Below are 17,431 nucleotides of genomic sequence, written 5' to 3'. Positions count from 1 at the left end.
CACACAACATCACAATGTCATCTGGTCAGGGGCATACAAAGAACACTAACCAAATCAGTCCGCTGTTGAGTTCTCAAAGAACACACCCACACCATCGCCCCAACAAACAGCTGGAAACTCCGGGGAGTCGTTTTCTTCTCTCGCGCTTTCGCTGTTACCCACTCTAGCAAGCCGCTTTTTCGGCTTTCACCGGGGGGGTGCCCCCTTTCCGGTGCGGCACCGAAAACCCGGAACTCGCCATTCAGTCAGGCACAGCAAGGCGCTCAAGTTATTCAAACATCGAGGGAAAATCGCGTCGGCATCCCGCGGAGCAATGCCCGCCGAGTGCTTTCCCAATTTCCCGGTTGGGGTGCCCACTCTAACACCGTGGTGTGAGCTTGGTTCGCAACCCCCGTCAGGCTCGGCCCGGTTTTCCCGGCCCGTCTCGCGCTGACTCGAAATAATCTACACGGTGCTCCCAGGCGCGTCAAACCGGGGGTCCCCTTTCCCGGCAGAGGGGCGAACTCGCAGGTCAGCACCCCTGCCGGGATCCGGGATCGCGATCAGCGCAGCACCTCGACGCCGGCGGTGTGGCGCTTGCCACGGCGCACGACGAGCCAACGACCGTGCAACAGGTCCTCGTCGGCCGGCACCCACTCCTCGTCGGCGATCTTGCAGTTGTTCACGTACGCGCCGCCCTCCTTGATGGTGCGGCGCGCGGCACCCTTGCCGTTCACCAGGCCGGTCTCGACCAGCAGGTCCACCGCGGACGGCCCGTCGGACAGCCGCACCTCCGCGGTCGGCACCGCCGCCATCGCGGCGTCGAGGGTGGCCTCGTCGAGCTCGGCGAGCTCCCCGCGGCCGAACAGCGCCTGGCTCGCCTCGATCACCTTGCGCGTCTCGTCGGCGCCGTGCACCAGCGTGGTCAGCTCCTCGGCGAGCCGCTTCTGCCCGGCGCGCAGCTGCGGGCGCTCGGCCGTGGTCCGCTCCAGCTCCTCGATCTCCTCGCGGTCCAGGAAGGTGAACAGCCGCAGGTAGTTCGACACGTCGGCATCGGCGGTGTTCACGAAGTACTGGTACCAGGCGTACGGCGTGGTCAGCTCGGGATCCAGCCACACGTTGCCGCCACCGGTGGACTTGCCGAACTTGCGACCCTCGGAGTCGGTGACCAGCGGCAAGGTCAGCGCGTGCGCGACGGCGCCCTCCTGCTTTCGGACCAGGTCGACGCCCGCGACGATGTTGCCCCACTGGTCCGAGCCGCCGATCTGCAGCTTGGTGCCGTAGCGCCGGTTGAGCTCCACGTAGTCGTTGGCCTGCAGCAGCATGTAGCTGAACTCGGTGTAGGAGATGCCGTCGGTCTCCAATCGCCGCTTGACGGTCTCCCGCGAGAGCATCGTGTTGATCGAGAAGTGCTTGCCGATGTCGCGCAGGTAGGTCGTCACTGGCATGTCGGCGGTCCAGCGCGCGTTGTTCTCCGCGATCGCACCCGTCGGCGAGTCGTCGAAGTCGACGAAGGTGGACAGCTGCGCGCGGATCTTCTCGGTCCACAGCTCGACGGTCTCGGCGTCGTGCAGGTTGCGCTCGCCGACGTCGCGGGGGTCACCGATGAGACCGGTCGCCCCGCCGGCGAGCACCACCGGGCGGTGCCCCGCGCGCTGGAAGCGCCGCAGCATCAGCATCGGCACCAGGTGGCCGGCGTGCAGGCTCGGCGCGGTCGGGTCGAAGCCGGCGTAGAGAGTGAGCGGGCCGCTGTCGAGATCCCGCCGCAGGGCGTCGAGGTCGGTCGATTGCGCGATCAGTCCGCGCCAGGTCAGGTCGTCAAGGATGTGCTCGCTCACGCACGTCAGTTTCGCGCATCGCGGCAACCCGGTTTACGCCCGGGCCCTGATCCGGCGGCGTCCGCCACGCCGGTAAGCGCTGACCGATTCCGACCCGTCCACCCAGGACCGCCACGGCAGGTCCATCGCGGTGGACACGCCCACGCGCGGGCCGCTGCGGATGTCGTCCTCGGCGACCTGATCGCCCGCGCAGAGCCGGATCGGCGAATCCGGGCTGGTGAGGTCGACGCCGTTGTGCTCGCGGGTGATGCCCAGCACGCCCGCCAGCCTGGCCGGGCCGCTGGCCAGCTGGGCGTCCTTGCGGGCGGCCGGCCGGCGGGAGCGGGCGAGATCGGCGCCCTCGACGACCTCCCCGGCGCGCAGCAGCACCGCGCCGGGGACGCCGTCTTGCAGGCAGACCACGTTGATGCAGAAGTGCATCCCGTAGACGAAGTAGACGTAGAGGTGACCGGCGGGCCCGAACATGACCGCGTTGCGCTCGGTGCGACCGCGGTAGCAGTGCGAGGCCGGATCGTCGGTTCCCCGGTAGGCCTCGACCTCCACGAGGCGCACCGCGACCGCGCCGTCGGGGCCGTCGGAACGCAGCTCGCAGCCGAGCAGGCGCCGCGCCACCCACAGCGGGTCCCTGGCGAGTTCGTCGCGGGTCAGCTGGTTCACGTCCCAGACCCTACCGGGTGCTCCTCGATCGTGATCACTTCGACAGCCAGGAGCGATATTCCTCGACCGAAGCCTTCACCCGTTCGCGCTGCTCCCTCACTCGGTCGGGTGCAGTTCCGCCGTGGGCGTCGCGCGACGCGATCGAACCGGTCACCGTGAGCACCTCCCGGACCTGCGGGGTCAGCGCGGGGTTCACCCCGGCCAGCTCGGCGTCGGTGAGCTCCTCCAGGCCCACCCCGCGCGCCTCGGCGACGCGCACGCACTCCCCCGAGGCCTCGTGCGCCACCCGGAACGGAACGCCCTGGCGCACCAGCCACTCGGCGATGTCGGTGGCCAGCGTGAACCCGGCCGGCGCGAGCTCGGCCATCCGGTCGGTGTGGAAGGTAAGCGTGCCGAGCATCCCCGCCATCGCGGGCAGCAGGAGTTCCAGGTGCTCGACCGAGTCGAACACCGGCTCCTTGTCCTCCTGCAGGTCCCGGTTGTAGGCCAGCGGCTGGGCCTTGAGCGTGGCCAGCAGCCCGCTGAGGTTGCCCAGCATCCGTCCCGACTTGCCGCGGGCGAGCTCGGCGACGTCCGGGTTCTTCTTCTGCGGCATGATCGAGCTGCCGGTGGCCCAGGCGTCGTCGAGGGTCACGTAGCCGAACTCCGCTGTGTTCCAGACGATCACCTCCTCGGCGACCCGGGAGAGGTTGACGCCCAGCATCGCCAGGCAGAACGCGGCCTCGGCCGCGAAGTCCCGCGACGAGGTTCCGTCGATGGAGTTGTCGGTGGCCCCGTCGAAGCCGAGCTCGGCCGCCACCGCCTGCGGGTCCAGCCCCAGCGAGGACCCGGCCAGCGCACCGGCGCCGTAGGGCGAGAACGCGGTGCGCGCGTCCCAGTCGCGGATCCGGTCCACGTCGCGCAGCAGCGCCTGGCAGTGCGCCAGCAGGTGGTGCGCGAGCAGCACCGGCTGGGCGTGCTGCAGGTGCGTGCGACCGGGCAGCACGGCCTCGGGGTGGTCGACGGCCTGGGCGACCAGCGCGTCGACCACGTCGAGCACGCCCTCGGCGATGCGGCGGTTGGCGTCGCGCAGCCACATCCGGAACAGGGTGGCGACCTGGTCGTTGCGCGAGCGCCCGGCGCGCAGCTTGCCGCCGAGCTCCTGGCCGACCCGCTCCAGCAGACCGCGCTCCAGGGCGGTGTGCACGTCCTCGTCCTCGAGAACCGGGGCGAACGCGCCGGATTCGACGTCGGCGGCCAGCTCGTCGAGCCCGGCGTGCATGCGCTCGAGCTCGTCAGCGGTGAGCAGACCCGCTCGGTGCAGCACCCGCGCGTGGGCGCGGGATCCGGCGATGTCGTAGGGCGCCAGCCGCCAGTCGAAGTGCGTGGACAGGCTCAGCTTGGCCATCGCCTCGGCCGGGCCGGAGGCGAAGCGGCCGCCCCACAGCTTCGTGTGCTCGCTACCTTGCTCGGTCACGGTGCTTCCTCGGTTCGTCGGTTCCCGCGCTCAGCTGAGCCGGGACTGTGCTTCTTCGCGGATGGCCCGGGTCTGCGGGTCGTCCTCGGCGGCCTCCCGCCCGCCCGCGGCCATGGTGCTGAACCGCTCAGCCAGCTCCATGCCGGTCAGCGGTTCGCGGGCGACGATCATGACGGTGTCGTCGCCGGCGATTGACCCGACGACCTCGGGCATCGAGGCGCGGTCGATCGCGGAGGCCAGGAACTGCGCGGCGCCCGGAGGGGTGCGCAGCACCGTGAGGTTTCCCGAGCCGTCGGCGCCGGCGAGCAGCTCGCCGAGCAGCCTGCTCAGGCGGGAGGTGCCGCCCTGCACGCCGCGCACCGGGCTGCCGTCCTCCGGGATCACGTAGACCGCGGCCCCGCCGTCGGGCCCGCGCAGCTTGACCGCGCCGAGCTCGTCGAGGTCGCGGGACAGGGTCGCCTGGGTGACGTCGATGCCGTCGTCGGCCAGCAGCTTGGCCAGCTCGGTCTGGCTGCGGATGTCCATCGAGGACACCAGCTCGACGATGCGCGCTTGGCGGGCTACCCGGGTCGTGCTCATGCTCGTCGCACCAGCCAGGTCAGCAGGGCCTTCTGCGCGTGCAGCCGGTTCTCGGCCTCGTCGAAGACGGCGCTGGCGGGCCCGTCGAGGACCTCGTCGGTGATCTCCATGCCGCGGTGCGCGGGCAGGCAGTGCAGCACGCTGGTGTCCGGCTTGCCGGTGGCGGCCAGCAGCTCGGGGTTGACCTGGAAGGGCCGGAACGGGCTGACCCGGTCCTTGCCGTCGTTCTCCTGGCCCATCGAGGTCCAGGAGTCGGTGACCAGCACGTCCGAGCCGTCGACCGCGCCGGTCGGCGAGTTGAACAGCTCGACGGATCCGCCGGTCTCGGCGGCGCGCTTGCGGGCTGCCTCCAGCACCCACTCGACCGGGCGGAAGCCGTCGGGGGCGCCGATGCGCACGTGCATGCCCGCGGTGGCACCGCCGACCAGCAGCGAGTGGGCCATGTTGTTGGCGCCGTCGCCGAGGTAGGTCAGGGTCAGCCCTTCGAGGGCGCCGTGGCGCTCCCGGATGGTCTGCAGGTCGGCGAGCACCTGGCAGGGGTGGAACTCGTCGGTGAGCGCGTTGATCACCGGGCCGCGGGCCACCGAGGCCATCGCGTCGATCCGCGCCTGGGCGAAGGTCCGCCACACCACGGCGTCGACGTAGCGGGACAGCACCCGGGAGGTGTCCTCGATGGTCTCCTCGCGGCCGAGCTGCATCATCCGCCCGTCCACCACGATCGGCTGCGCGCCGAGCTGCTGGATGCCGACCTCGAAGGACAGCCGGGTGCGGGTGGAGTTCTTCTCGAAGATCACCGCGACGGACTGGCCGGCCAGCTCGCGGTTGCCGAGCTTGTCGGCCTTGAGCTCGTCGGCCAGGTCGAGGACCTCGGCCTGCTCGGCCGGGGTGAGGTCGTCATCGCGGAGGAAGTGCCGGGGCATGTCAGTTCTCCTTGGCGGCGTCGAGCAGTGCGGGCAGGTCGTCGAGCAGTCGCCGCACCTGCTCGGCGCGCACGATCAGGGGCGGGCACAGCCGGATGGCGTCCGGCTGGATGGGGTTGATCAGGTGGCCGCGGTCCTGCGCGGCGGCCGCGATCTTCTGCGAGGCGGGTTCGGCGAGCCCGATGGCCACCAGCAGCCCGGCGCCGCGCACTTCGCGGACCAGCGGGTGCTGGAGGGCTTCGACGCCGGCGCGCAGGTCCTTGCCGACCTGCTCGACGTGTTCGAGCAGCCCCTCGTCGGTGATGGTGTCGAGCACCGCCAGCGCCGCGGCGCACACCACGGGGTTGCCGCCGAAGGTGGTGCCGTGCTGACCGGGGCGGAGCAGGTCCCCCGCCGCGCCGACGCCGATGCAGGCGCCGATGGGCAGCCCGCCGCCGAGGCCCTTGGCGAGCGTGATCACGTCCGGGGTGATGCCCTCGCGCTGGAAGGCGAACCAGTTGCCGGTGCGGCCGATGCCGGTCTGCACCTCGTCGAGCACCAGCAGCGCCCCGTTGCGGGTGGCGATCTCGCGGGCGGCGCGCAGGTAGCCCTCGGGCGGGACGACGACTCCGTTCTCGCCCTGGATGGGTTCGAGGAAGATCGCCGCGGTGTCGGCGTCCGCGGCCGCTTCCAGCGCGGCGACGTCGCCGTAGGCGATGTGCTGCACGCCCGCGGGCATCGGGGCGAACGGTTCCTGCTTGGCGGGCTGGCCGGTGAGCGCGAGCGATCCCATGGTGCGGCCGTGGAAGCCGCCCTCGGTGGAGATGATCTTGCTCCGGCCGGTGAGCCGGGCGATCTTGAACGCGGCCTCGTTGGCCTCGGCTCCGGAGTTGCAGAACAGCACGCGGCCGGACGCCCCGGCGAGCTCCAGCAGCCGCTCGGCCAGGGTGAGGCCGAGCTCGTGCGCGTAGAGGTTGGAGACGTGGCCGAGCTTGCCGACCTGCTCGGAGACCGCCCGCACGATGGCCGGGTGGGCGTGGCCCAGCGCGTTGACCGCGATACCGCTGACGAAGTCCAGGTAGGTGTTGCCGTCGGCGTCGGTGAGCTCGGCCCCGGAACCGCTGACGAAGTCCAGCTTCGGCGTGCCGTAGTTGTCCATCATCGACGCCTGCCAGCGCCGGGTGGCGTCCTGGTTGCCGCTCATCGCCCATCCTCCGAGTCGGTTCCGGCGGGGAAGACCATGGTTCCCACGCCGGCCTTGGTGAACACTTCCAGCAGCACCGAGTGCGCCAGGCGCCCGTCGATGACGTGCGCGCGGGGAACCCCGCCGCGCACCGCGCGCAGGCAGGCCTCCATCTTCGGGACCATGCCGGAGGCCAGCTGGGGCAGCAGCTCGGCGAGCTGATCGGCGTCGAGGCGGCTGACCAGCGAGGAGCGGTCGGGCCAGTCGGTGTAGAGGCCCTCGACGTCGGTGAGCACCACGAGCTTCTCGGCGCCCAGCGCCTCGGCCAGCGCACCGGCGGCGGTGTCGGCGTTGACGTTGTGCACCACGCCGTCCTCGTCGGGCGCGACGGTGGAGACCACCGGGATGCGGCCGGCGTTGATCAGGTCCTGCACCGCTTCCGGGTTGACGTCCACGACGTCGCCGACCAGACCCACGTCGACCGCTTCGCCGTCGACCGTGGCGGTGCGGCGGGCAGCGGTGAACAGCCGCGCGTCCTCGCCGGACATGCCCACCGCGTAGGGACCGTTCTGGTTGATCAGCCCGACGAGCTCGCGCCCGACCTGGCCGACCAGCACCATGCGCACCACGTCCATGGTCTCCGGGGTGGTCACGCGCAGACCGCCGCGGAACTCGCCCTGCATGCCGAGCCGGTCGAGCATCGAGGTGATCTGCGGCCCGCCGCCGTGCACCACGACCGGGCGCAGGCCCGCCAGCCGCAGGAACACCATGTCCTCGGCGAAGGCGCGCTTGAGCTCGTCGTCGATCATGGCGTTGCCGCCGTACTTGATCACCACGGTGGCCCCGTTGAAGCGCTGCAGCCAGGGCAGCGCTTCGACCAGGACGCTGGCCTTCTCGGCGGCGGTGGCCAGCCGGTCATCGGTTTCGTCACTCATGAGGAATAGGCGCTGTTCTCTTCGACGTACCCGTGCGACAGGTCGGTGCTGAGGATCGTGGCGGCGTGCTCGCCGAGCTGGAGATCGATGACGATCTCGATGTGCCGCCCGGACAGGTCGGCCTCGCCGCGGTCGCTGGCGGTGGCCCCGTCGGCGTAGAGGGTCACGCCGTTGGTGGCGATGGCGACCTCGTCCACGTCGATCTCGGCGGGCGCGCGCCCCAGCGCCATGGCGATCCGGCCCCAGTTCGGGTCGGAGCCGAACATCGCGGTCTTGACCAGGTTGTCCTCGGCGACGATCCGCCCGATGGCCACCGCGTCGGCCTCGCTCACCGCGCCGCGCACGGTGATGTCGATGGTCTTGGTGGCCCCCTCGGAGTCGTCCTGCAGCTGGCGCACCAGGTCCTGGCACGTCTCGGTGAGCAGCCGGGTGAACTCGGCGGGGTCGACCCGCACGCCGGAGGCGCCGGAGGCCAGCACCAGCACCGTGTCGTTGGTGGACGTGCCGCCGTCGACGTCGAGCCGGTCGAAGGTCACCTTCGTCGCGGCGCGCAGCGCCTCGTCGAGGTCCTCGCCGCTGATCTCGGCGTCGGTGGTCAGCACGCTGAGCATGGTGGCCATGTTCGGCGCGAGCATCCCGGCGCCCTTGGCGAACCCGCCGATCGACCAGCCCTCGTCGTGCCCGCGGTGGGCCTGCTTGGCCCGGCTGTCGGTGGTCAGCACCGCGGTCGCGGCGTCCAGGCCGTGCTGCTCGGTGGCCTCAAGGGATGCCGCAGCGGCGTCGACGCCGGGCAGCAGCGCGTCCATCGGCAGCCGCTCGCCGATCAGGCCGGTGGAGCACACCGCCACCTCGATCGCGCCGACGCCGAGCACCTCGGCGACCTTCTCGGCGGTGGCGTGGGTGTCCTGGAAGCCGCCGGGCCCGGTGCAGGCGTTGGCGCAACCGGAGTTGAGCACCACGGCGCGCAGCTTGCGCTCCTGCAGCACCTGCTGGGACCACAGCACCGGCGCGGCCTTGACCTTGTTGGTGGTGAACACCCCGGCGGCGGTCTGCCGCGGGCCGTCGTTGACCACCAGCGCGAGGTCCTTGGCCCCCGCGTCCTTGATGCCCGCGGCCACCCCGGCCGCCCGGAAACCGGCTGGACCGGTCACGCTCATCGTTGCTCCTCCTGGCTGCGCGGTGGTCACGGGGCGATGCCCGCGGTGGGCAGGCCGGTGGTCTCGGGCAGGCCCGCTGCGAGGTTCATGCATTGCACGGCGCCGCCCGCGGTGCCCTTGGTGAGGTTGTCCTCGGCGCCGACGACGATCATCCTGCCCGCGTCGGCGTCGACGGCGACCTGCAGGTGCACGGTGTTGGCGCCGAGGGTGGCCGAGGTCTGCGGCCAGGTTCCCTCGGGCAGCACGTGCACGAACGGTTCGCCGTCGTAGGCGTCGAGGTAGACCTTCCGGGCCGCCGCGGCGTCGGTGCCCTTGCGCAGCGGGGCCGAGCAGGTGGCCAGGATGCCGCGCGCCATCGGCGCGAGCACCGGGGTGAAGTTGACCTTCACCGGCTGGCCCGCGGCCGCGCTGAGGTTCTGGATCATCTCCGGGGTGTGCCGGTGCGCTCCGCCCACGCCGTAGACGCTGGCCGAGCCCATGACCTCGGCCGACAGCAGGTGCGGCTTGAGCGCGCGCCCCGCGCCGGAGGTGCCGGTGACCGCGGTGACCACGACCTCGGGGTCGACCAGGCCGGAGGCCACGGCCGGGACCAGGGCCAGCGAGGACACCGTCGGGAAGCAGCCGGCCACCGCGACCCGGTTGCTCCCGCGCAGCCGCTCGCGCGCGCCCGGCAGCTCGGGGACGCCGTAGGGCCAGGTGCCCGGGTGCTCGCCGCCGTACCAGCGCTCCCAGTCGGCGGGGTCGTCGAGGCGGTGGTCCGCGCCGCAGTCGATGACCACGGTCTGCTCGCCGAGCTCGGCGGCGATGGCCGCGGAGTGGCCGTGCGGCAGCGCGAGGAAGACCACGTCGTGCCCGCGCAGCTGATCAGCGGTGGTCTCGACGAGCTCGCGCTCGGCCAGCGGCAGCAGGTTGGGGTGGTGCTGCCCGAGCAGGCTGCCCGCGTTGCCACCCGCGGTCAACGCACCGATCTCCACTTCCGGGTGCGCCACGAGCAGGCGGAGCAACTCCCCGCCCGCGTATCCACTGGCGCCGGCCACAGCCACACGAACCGTCATACGGATAAGTATGCACTGCTATGCAATATCAATCAAACGATTTTGGAGTGGCCTCGGTCAAATGCTCCCATCCCGCGGCCGCCCGTCGCCGCCGCGCGCGACGTGATCCTCAGCGGATCCCGGCGGAGAGCCCGCGCGCCCACCGATCGTCTTCGAACGGGTGATATCGGGTGTGACTCCGGTCTTAGCCGACCCGCGCGAGCCGCAGCTCAGCGCCGCCCCACCGGGAACCTCGCAAAACCCCCATCGCGTTGATGTGCGGAAACTCGGTGGAAATGAAGGTTTCACAGTGTTCGGACAACATCACAGGTTGTCCACCCCCCTGGTAACCGCAGCAGTCCAACGGGCATCATCGTGGCAATGACGATGATCCCGCCGCACCCGCAACTGGGGGCCCGCCACACAGCGGCGCCGATCACCACGTCCAGCTGGGTGGGGCGGCGAATCAGGTTGCGCGGCATCGAGCCCGCGGACCGCCGCACGCTCATCCGCTTCGACCGGTCCTCGACCCGCGGACTGGCCCAAGCCGAGGGCTACCGGCACTGGGCCGCGCACCGCGCGCAGCAACCGGATTCGGCCGACGACTTCCAACTGGCCATCGAAACCCGCCGCGACCAGCAGCTCGTCGGCTCGATGTGCACCAGCCAAGGCGACGAACCCGACTCCTTCGGATACGGCGTCGGCATCGGACCCCAGCACCGCAGGTGCGGGTACGCCGACGACGCCATAGTCACGCTGCTGGCCCTGATGTTCACCCAGCGCGGCTACCGCAAGTGCCAGGTCGGCATCTACGCCGACAACGCCGCCTCGCTCGCGCTGCACGACAAGCTCGGCTTCCGCGTGGAAGACCGCGCCACCGAACCGGATTCGCTCTCGGACGGGGTGCACGAGCTGATCCTCATGGGCATCACCGCGCGCGAGTTCACCACCCGCCACCTGCCGCGCCGCGACTGACCGCCAACACGCGAACGGCCCCGCCCGAGAACTCCCGGGCAGGGCCGTCGTGCTTCGCGGTCAGGCGCGCAGCGTCGCCCCGAAGCGCTCGGCGGCGGCCTCGACCGCCTCGTCCCGCGCCTCGGTGGCCTCCTCCTGCTTGAGCGTGCGGTCGGGAGCGCGGAACCGCAGCGCCAGCGCCACGGACTTCTTGCCCTCCCCGAGCTGCTCACCGGCGTAGACGTCGAAGAGCCGGACGTCCTCGAGCAGCTCACCGCCGCCGTTCCGGACGACCTCGATCAGCTCGGCGGCCGGCACGCCCCGGTCGACCACCAGCGCCACGTCCATCAGCACCGGCGGGTAGGCCGAGATGTCCGGGGCCGTGCGCCTCTCGGTCAGCGGCAGCGCGTCGAGGTCCAGCTCCATCGCGCAGGTGCGCTTGGGCAGGCCCAGCGCCTCGACGACCTTCGGGTGCAGCTCACCGGCGTGGCCCACGACGGTCTCGCCGACCTTGAGCGCAGCGCAGCGACCCGGGTGCCACGGCGCGTGCTCGGCGGCCTGCACCGACAGCTCCACGTCCGCGGCGTCGGCCACCACGCGGGCGGCCTGGATCGCGTCCGCCCAATCCGCGGAGCGGCCCTTGCCCCACCAGCCGGCCTGCTCGCGCTGACCGGCCAGCACCGCGGCCACGTGCAGCGGCTGCTCCGGCAGCGCGGCGCGCAGCGCGGCCAGCTGCTCGTCGCTGGGACGACCGTCCACCCCGACCTCGGGAACCTCCGGCAGGTCTTCGCCCGGCAGCACGACCTGCCCGATGTGGAACAGCGACAGGTCCCGCTGGCCGCGGGAGACGTTGCGCTGCAGGGTGTCCAGCAGCCCGGTCAGCAGCGTGGTGGTCAGCTGCGACTTGTCGGCCTCCAACCCGTTGAGCACCGACATGGTGTGCCTGCGCGGGTCGTCCTCGGCCAGGCCGAAGGCGTCCAGGGCGTCCGCGCCGGTGAACGGGAAGGGAAGCACCTCGACGAACCCGGCACCGGCCATGGCGCGGGAGACGTCCCGCTTGCGGCGCTGCGCACCGGTCAGGCCCCGGCCGGGCGGCGCGGCGGGCAGCACCGACGGGATCGTGTGGTAGCCCTCCAGCCGCAGAACCTCCTCGACCAGGTCGAAGGGCTGGGTCAGGTCCGGCCGCCAGGACGGCGGGGTCGCGGTGATCTGACCGACGCCGTCGTCGGAGGTGCTCAGGTCGATCTTGCAGCCGACCTGGGTGAGCCGCCGCGCGGTCACGCCGCGCTCGTAGGCCACACCCGCGACCTTGTCCGGCAGCGCCAGCGGCATCGTCACCGGGGCCGGGGACTTCGGCTCGCCGACGTCGGTGCGGCCCGGCGCGATGGTGCCCTCGCCGTAGCGCACCAGCAGCTGGGCGGCCAGCTCCACCGCCACCGGCGCCACCGCCGGGTCCACGGTGCGCTCGAAGCGCTTGCCCGCCTCGCTGGGCAGCTTGTGGCGGCGGATCGCGCGGGCGATGCTCGCCGGGTCCCAGTTCGCGCCCTCCAGCAGCACGTCGTGGGTGCCCTGGCCGATCTCGGTGCTCTGGCCGCCCATCACACCGGCCAGCGACACCACGCCGGTGTCGTCGGCGATCACGATGTCGTCGGTGTCGAGCTCGCGGACCTGCCCGTCGAGGGTGGTCAGCTTCTCGCCGGTCTCGGCGCGACGCACCACCAGGTCACCGGTGACCTTCGTGGTGTCGAAGGCGTGCAGCGGCTGGCCCAGCTCGAGCATCACGTAGTTGGTGATGTCCACCGACAGCGAGATCGAGCGGATGCCGGCCAGCGCCAGGCGGCGGCGCATCCACCACGGGCTCGGCGCCGTGGGATCCACACCGGTCACCCGGCGCACCACGAACCGGGAGGCAGCCGTCTCGTCCTGCAGGGTCACGCCCCAGGACGGGCGCTCCTCCTCGGGAACCGGGCGGGCGCCCGGATCGCCGAAGGGGACCTCCAGCGCGTTGGACAGCTCGCGGGCCAGCCCGCGCACCGAGAAGCAGTAGCCGCGGTCGGGGGTGACGGCAAGCTCGATGACCGCGTCGTCCAGGCCGACCAGCTCGACCGCGTCGGCACCGGGGTCGGCCGAACCGGGCGGCAGCACCAGGATGCCGTCGTGGTCCTCGCCCAGGCCGAGCTCCTTGGCCGAGCAGATCATGCCCTCGCTCATCCGGCCGTAGGTCTTGCGCGAGGTGATCTCGAACTCACCGGGCAGCACCGCGCCGGGCAGCGCGACCACGACCAGGTCGCCCTCGGCGAAGTTGCTCGCGCCGCAGATGATGCTCTGCAGCTTCGGCTCGTCGTCCTCGGTCTTGCCGACCTCGACCTGGCAGAACCGGATCGGCTTCTTGAATTCGGTGAGCTCTTCGATCTCGACGACGCGACCGGCCACGAGCGGGCCGCGCACCTGCTCGAGGTGCTCGACCTCCTCGACCTCCAACCCGATCCGGATGAACGCCTCAGCCAGCGTCTCCGCAGTCGTCTCCTCGGGCAGCTCGAGGTGCTCGGCCAGCCAGGAAACCGGAATCCGCACTTGGTCAGGCCCTTCTCTCGTTCAGGTGGGTGGTGGTTCGGACCGGCATCAGATGCCGAACGGGCGGGTGAAGCGCACGTCGCCTTCGACCATGTCGCGCATGTCCGGGATGCCGTTGCGGAACATCAGGGTGCGCTCCAGCCCCATGCCGAAGGCGAAGCCGGTGTAGACGTCGGGGTCGATGCCGCTGGCGCGCAGCACGTTCGGGTTGACCATGCCGCAGCCGCCCCACTCGACCCAGCCCGCGCCGCCCTTCTTCTCCGGGAACCAGATGTCCATCTCGGCCGACGGCTCGGTGAACGGGAAGTACGACGGGCGCAGCCGCGTGGTCGAGTCCGGGCCGAACATCGAGCGCGCGAAGGCGTCCAGGGTGCCCTTCAGGTGCGCCATGGTCAGACCCTTGTCCACCGCCAGGCCCTCGACCTGCGAGAACACCGGGGTGTGCGTGGCGTCGAGCTCATCGGTGCGGTAGGTGCGACCCGGGCAGACCACGTAGACCGGCAGATCGCGCTCCAGCAGCGCGCGCACCTGCGAGGGCGAGGTGTGCGTGCGCAGCACCAGGCCGGAGCTCTCCGGCGCGACGTAGAAGGTGTCCTGCATGGTGCGCGCCGGGTGGTCCTTGCCGAAGTTGAGCGCGTCGAAGTTGAACCACTCCGCTTCCAGCTCGGGGCCCTCGGCGACCTCCCAGCCCATGGCCACGAAGGTGTCCTCGATCTGCTCGGCGAGCTGGGTGATCGGGTGCCGGGCACCGGCCGCGACGCGGTCCCAGGGGAGGGTCACGTCGACGGTCTCCTCACGCAGCACCTTCTCGTCACGCTCGGCCTGCAGCACCGCGCGGCGCTCGTCATAGGCGCCCTGGATGGCCTCGCGGGCCTGGTTGACGCGCTTGCCCGCATCGGAGCGCGCCTTGGGAGGCAGCGCACCGATCTCGCGGCGGGCGGTCAGCAGCGGGGACTTCTCACCGAGGTGCGCGGGCTTGGCCGCGGCCAGCTCATCCAGGTCGGCGGCCTCCGCGAAGGCCTTGGTCGCCTCGGCGACCGCTCGGTCCAGCGTCTCCGGCGACAGCGCGGCGACCTCTTTCGGGTCGTACGAGTCGTTGGCTCCAGACATCGTTAGTGCGTGACTCCCGTTGATCCCACAGGCAGCAGCGCCCGGCGGACCGGGCCCGGCCGAACCTGCTTGCGTTGCGTCCGACTTGGATCGCGTACGACTGCCGCCCGCGCCCCCACCTCGCGCGGGGGCGTCCGACTCGAAGCCGCGAGCTCGGCCTTCAATTCTAGGCGACGGTCCCCAGCGCATTACGCGGAGATCTCCCGCGGGGCTCAGCGGCGCTGCGCCCGGGCCGAGGCGTAGAGGCACACGGCGGCGGCGGTGGCCAGGTTGAGACTCTCCGCGCGGCCGTGCACGGGCACCCGCAGCGTGCTGTCCAGCTGGTCCACGACCTGCTCGGACAGGCCGTGCGCTTCGCTGCCGAACACCCACGCGGTGGGCTCGGCCAGCTCGCCGGAGGCGTCGGCCGCGTCCAGGTCGCCGGTGGCGTGACCATCGGCACCCACCAGGCGCAGGCCCGCGGCGCGGCAGGCCTGGAGCACGGCGGTGACGTCGCGGTCCCTGGCGACCGGAAGGTGGAACAGGCTGCCGGTGGAGGCCCGCACCGCCTTGCCGTTGTAGGCGTCGACGGTGTCCCCGGCGAACAGCACCGCCCCGGCGCCGGCGGCGTCGGACACGCGCACCACGGTTCCCGCGTTGCCCGGATCGGAGATGCCGACCAGCACGGTGACCAGGCGCGGTCGCTGCGCGAGCGCCTCGGCCGGCGTGGTGCCGGGCAGGTCGCAGACCGCGATCAGGCCCTGCGGGGTGACCGTCTCCGACAGCGATGCCGCGGCCCGCTCGGTGACCTGGTGCACCGGGATCCCGGCCGCGCGTGCGCGCTCGGCGTGCTCGACGTGCCGGGGCGCGTCGGTCGCGAAGACCTCGCGGACGCGCAGCCCACCGTCCTCGTGCGCGGCCAGCGCCTCGCCCACCGCCTGGGCGCCCTCGGCGAGGAACGCCCCGGCCTTGTCCCGGCCGGCGCGGCGGGTGAGCTTACGAGCGACCGCGACCCGGGACGACCGCTCGGTGAGCGCCGTCCCGGGTCGCGGATCGGAAGTGTGCTCGGCGATCAGGCCGCACTCTCCGGCAGGTTCTTGCGCGCCACGTCGACCAGGGCCTCGAAGGCCTGCGGGTCGTTGACGGCGAGCTCCGCCAGGATCTTGCGGTCGACCTCGACCTCGGCGGCCTTGAGGCCCTGCACGAACTTGTTGTAGCTCATGCCGTGCTGCCGGGTCGCGGCGTTGATGCGGGTGATCCACAGCTTGCGGAACTCACCCTTGCGGGCGCGGCGGTCCCGGTAGGAGTAGGTGAAGGAGTGGAGCATCTGCTCCTTGGCCTTGCGGTACAGCCGGGAGCGCTGACCACGGTAGCCGCGGGTCGACTCGAGAATCGTGCGGCGCTTCTTCTGGGCGTTGACTGCCCGCTTGACGCGTGCCACGGGGTCCGTCCTGTTATCTCATCGGGGGCGGGGTGACCGCCCTGGCGGGTGGCTGGATGGCTTTCGATGGGCGCTGTCCGTCGGGGACGGCAGCGTCGTCAGCGACCCAGCAGCTTGTTGATGCGCTGAACGTCGTTCTTGGCCACCGCTTCGGTGCCCTCGAGGCGACGGGTCACACGGCTTGACTTCTTCTCCAGGATGTGCCGGCGACCGGCCTGCTCGCGCCGCAGCTTGCCCTTACCGGTCACCTTGAAGCGCTTCGCGGTGCCCTTGTGGGTCTTGTTCTTCGGCATGCTCTCGTCCTCGTTTCGTACAGAGGCCGGGTGGGCGCGGAAGCCGCGTCCGACCCGGCGTCACATCACGAGCCCTGGCGGGACGTCTTACGACGCGTTCGCCTTGGGCTTGGTCTTGTTCGTCTTGTGCGGCGCAAGGACCATGATCATGTTGCGACCGTCCTGCTTCGGGTTCGACTCGATGAACCCGAGGTCGGCAACGTCATCGGCCAGTCGCTGCAGCAGGCGGAAGCCCAACTCGGGACGCGACTGCTCGCGACCGCGGAACATGATCGTCACCTTGACCTTGTGCCCCTGGCCGAGGAAGCGGGACACGTGGCCCTTCTTCGTCTCGTAGTCGTGCGGGTCGATCTTCGGCCGGAGCTTCTGCTCCTTGATGACGGTCTGCTGCTGGTTGCGACGCGATTCGCGAGCCTTCTGCGCGCTCTCGTACTTGAACTTGCCGTAGTCCATGAGCTTGCAGACCGGCGGGCGCGCCTGCGGGGCGACCTCGACAAGGTCCAGATCCGCTTCCTGGGCCAGCCGGAGCGCGTCCTCGATGCGGACGATCCCGACCTGCTCTCCGTTGGGTCCGACCAGTCGGACCTCCGGTACCCGGATGCGGTCATTGATGCGCGTCTCGGAGCTGATGGGGCCTCCTCGGTTCGATGGCTGCTGTAACTGCACCGCGGCGTGTAGAGCTCACCCCGGAATGCAAAAGTCCCGCCGACTCCGCCTGCGCGGAACCGCGGGACCCGACTCCAAACCGATCGAACCGGCATCTCACGACACCGTTCGCACCACCGGACTCAACGCGGAGTCCGGCAGGACCGGAACCCGGCGGCCTCGGCGGCCACTCGGGTGGGAGCGGGGCTCCACTTTGCCGCCCCCGGCTCGGCGGGGGCTGGTCGTGCGTGTCAGGGTAGCAGGCGTGAGCGAACCGCAACCAACTCCCCCCGACACCGCGACCTCCACCGATTCCCGTGGTGAGCAGGCGCACGACGCGGACGGGGATTTCAACGTACGCGAGCTCTCCGATGTTCCCAGCGTCGAGGTGATCAGCAGGGCCGCGGTGATGCTGATGTCCTCGGCCGCCGAGAAGCTCGGGCTCGCCGAGGAGGACCCGGACGACGCGCCCGCGCGCGACCTCGACGAAGCCCGCAGGCTGATCACCGCGCTGGCCGGCCTGGTGACCGCATCGGTGGAGTACCTCGGGCCGCACGCGGGCCCGATCCGCGACGGCCTGCAGACCCTGCAGCGCGCCTTCCGCGAGGCCTCGGCCCACCCGGACGCCCCGGGACAGGGCCCCGGCGAGAAGTACACCGGCCCGGTCTACTGAGCTCGACCCGGCCCGCGCGGCGGCGCTGGTGGCGGCGCCACGCGG

At 71.2% G+C, this 17,431-nt stretch carries 17 protein-coding genes; 2 read left to right on the top strand and 15 right to left on the bottom strand.

The window, feature by feature from the left end:
- Window positions 1-542: 542 nt before the first annotated feature.
- The 9 genes from tyrS to argC are packed head-to-tail and all read right to left on the bottom strand — an operon-like array spanning window position 543 to window position 9,738.
- Window positions 543-1,817, bottom strand: coding sequence for a tyrosine--tRNA ligase (gene tyrS, locus ACFQRI_RS18695; protein ID WP_380670305.1), 1,275 nt, complete (start codon window positions 1,815-1,817; stop codon window positions 543-545).
- Window positions 1,818-1,850: 33 nt separating this feature from the next.
- Window positions 1,851-2,474: a DNA-3-methyladenine glycosylase gene (locus tag ACFQRI_RS18690; protein ID WP_380670303.1), complete on the bottom strand. Its 624-nt coding sequence runs from the start codon at window positions 2,472-2,474 to the stop codon at window positions 1,851-1,853.
- Window positions 2,475-2,508: 34 nt separating this feature from the next.
- Complete coding sequence (argH, locus tag ACFQRI_RS18685; RefSeq protein WP_380670301.1) at window positions 2,509-3,930, bottom strand: argininosuccinate lyase; 1,422 nt, start codon at window positions 3,928-3,930, stop codon at window positions 2,509-2,511.
- A 30-nt stretch (window positions 3,931-3,960) separates the two neighbouring features.
- On the bottom strand, window positions 3,961-4,509 hold the full coding sequence (locus tag ACFQRI_RS18680; protein WP_380670300.1) for an arginine repressor: 549 nt from the start codon (window positions 4,507-4,509) through the stop codon (window positions 3,961-3,963).
- Window positions 4,506-5,429: an ornithine carbamoyltransferase gene (gene argF, locus ACFQRI_RS18675; protein WP_380670298.1), complete on the bottom strand. Its 924-nt coding sequence runs from the start codon at window positions 5,427-5,429 to the stop codon at window positions 4,506-4,508. Before argF ends, ACFQRI_RS18680 begins: the two co-directional genes overlap by 4 nt.
- Window position 5,430: 1 nt before the next feature.
- On the bottom strand, window positions 5,431-6,612 hold the full coding sequence (locus ACFQRI_RS18670; RefSeq protein ID WP_380670296.1) for an acetylornithine transaminase: 1,182 nt from the start codon (window positions 6,610-6,612) through the stop codon (window positions 5,431-5,433).
- A complete protein-coding gene (gene argB / locus ACFQRI_RS18665; RefSeq protein ID WP_380670294.1) occupies window positions 6,609-7,526 on the bottom strand; it encodes an acetylglutamate kinase in 918 nt (305 codons plus the stop codon). The genes ACFQRI_RS18670 and argB overlap by 4 nt, the downstream gene beginning before the upstream one ends.
- On the bottom strand, window positions 7,523-8,683 hold the full coding sequence (gene argJ / locus ACFQRI_RS18660) for a bifunctional glutamate N-acetyltransferase/amino-acid acetyltransferase ArgJ (protein ID WP_380670292.1): 1,161 nt from the start codon (window positions 8,681-8,683) through the stop codon (window positions 7,523-7,525). The genes argB and argJ overlap by 4 nt, the downstream gene beginning before the upstream one ends.
- A 26-nt stretch (window positions 8,684-8,709) precedes the next feature.
- Window positions 8,710-9,738, bottom strand: a complete 1,029-nt coding sequence (argC, locus tag ACFQRI_RS18655; RefSeq protein ID WP_380670290.1) for an N-acetyl-gamma-glutamyl-phosphate reductase — start codon at window positions 9,736-9,738, stop codon at window positions 8,710-8,712.
- A 360-nt stretch (window positions 9,739-10,098) separates the two neighbouring features.
- Between argC and ACFQRI_RS18650 the strand changes: the two genes are divergently transcribed.
- The gene (locus tag ACFQRI_RS18650; protein WP_380670288.1) at window positions 10,099-10,692 is read left to right on the top strand and encodes a GNAT family N-acetyltransferase; all 594 of its coding nucleotides are present in this window, start codon (window positions 10,099-10,101) and stop codon (window positions 10,690-10,692) included.
- A gap of 60 nt (window positions 10,693-10,752) precedes the next feature.
- Here the strand turns inward: ACFQRI_RS18650 and pheT are convergent, their stop codons facing one another.
- The 6 genes from pheT to infC all read right to left on the bottom strand — a co-directional run bounded on the left by pheT (window position 10,753) and on the right by infC (window position 16,734).
- Window positions 10,753-13,245 carry a phenylalanine--tRNA ligase subunit beta gene (gene pheT, locus ACFQRI_RS18645; RefSeq protein ID WP_380670286.1) on the bottom strand — a complete coding sequence of 831 codons (2,493 nt, stop codon included), beginning with the start codon at window positions 13,243-13,245 and terminating at the stop codon, window positions 10,753-10,755.
- A gap of 48 nt (window positions 13,246-13,293) precedes the next feature.
- A complete protein-coding gene (gene pheS / locus ACFQRI_RS18640) occupies window positions 13,294-14,355 on the bottom strand; it encodes a phenylalanine--tRNA ligase subunit alpha (protein ID WP_380670284.1) in 1,062 nt (353 codons plus the stop codon).
- Window positions 14,356-14,567: 212 nt separating this feature from the next.
- Window positions 14,568-15,407 (bottom strand): TrmH family RNA methyltransferase, encoded by an 840-nt coding sequence (locus tag ACFQRI_RS18635; protein WP_380670333.1) that lies wholly within the window; start codon window positions 15,405-15,407, stop codon window positions 14,568-14,570.
- On the bottom strand, window positions 15,407-15,775 hold the full coding sequence (gene rplT, locus ACFQRI_RS18630; RefSeq protein ID WP_380670282.1) for a 50S ribosomal protein L20: 369 nt from the start codon (window positions 15,773-15,775) through the stop codon (window positions 15,407-15,409). Before rplT ends, ACFQRI_RS18635 begins: the two co-directional genes overlap by 1 nt.
- 98 nt (window positions 15,776-15,873) lie before the next feature.
- Window positions 15,874-16,068 (bottom strand): 50S ribosomal protein L35, encoded by a 195-nt coding sequence (gene rpmI / locus ACFQRI_RS18625; protein WP_380670280.1) that lies wholly within the window; start codon window positions 16,066-16,068, stop codon window positions 15,874-15,876.
- A gap of 87 nt (window positions 16,069-16,155) precedes the next feature.
- Window positions 16,156-16,734, bottom strand: a complete 579-nt coding sequence (gene infC / locus ACFQRI_RS18620; protein ID WP_380670278.1) for a translation initiation factor IF-3 — start codon at window positions 16,732-16,734, stop codon at window positions 16,156-16,158.
- Between the two features lie 367 nt (window positions 16,735-17,101).
- Between infC and ACFQRI_RS18615 the strand changes: the two genes are divergently transcribed.
- Entirely contained in the window at window positions 17,102-17,386 is a 285-nt protein-coding gene (locus ACFQRI_RS18615; RefSeq protein WP_380670331.1) for a DUF1844 domain-containing protein, read from the top strand.
- Window positions 17,387-17,431 lie beyond the last annotated feature (45 nt).

The sequence above is a fragment of the Saccharopolyspora griseoalba genome (genome assembly GCF_042665275.1).
Classification (GTDB): domain Bacteria; phylum Actinomycetota; class Actinomycetes; order Mycobacteriales; family Pseudonocardiaceae; genus Saccharopolyspora; species Saccharopolyspora griseoalba.
Note: the sequence above shows the minus strand (reverse complement) of the source record. Positions and strands in the feature narration are given on the sequence as shown.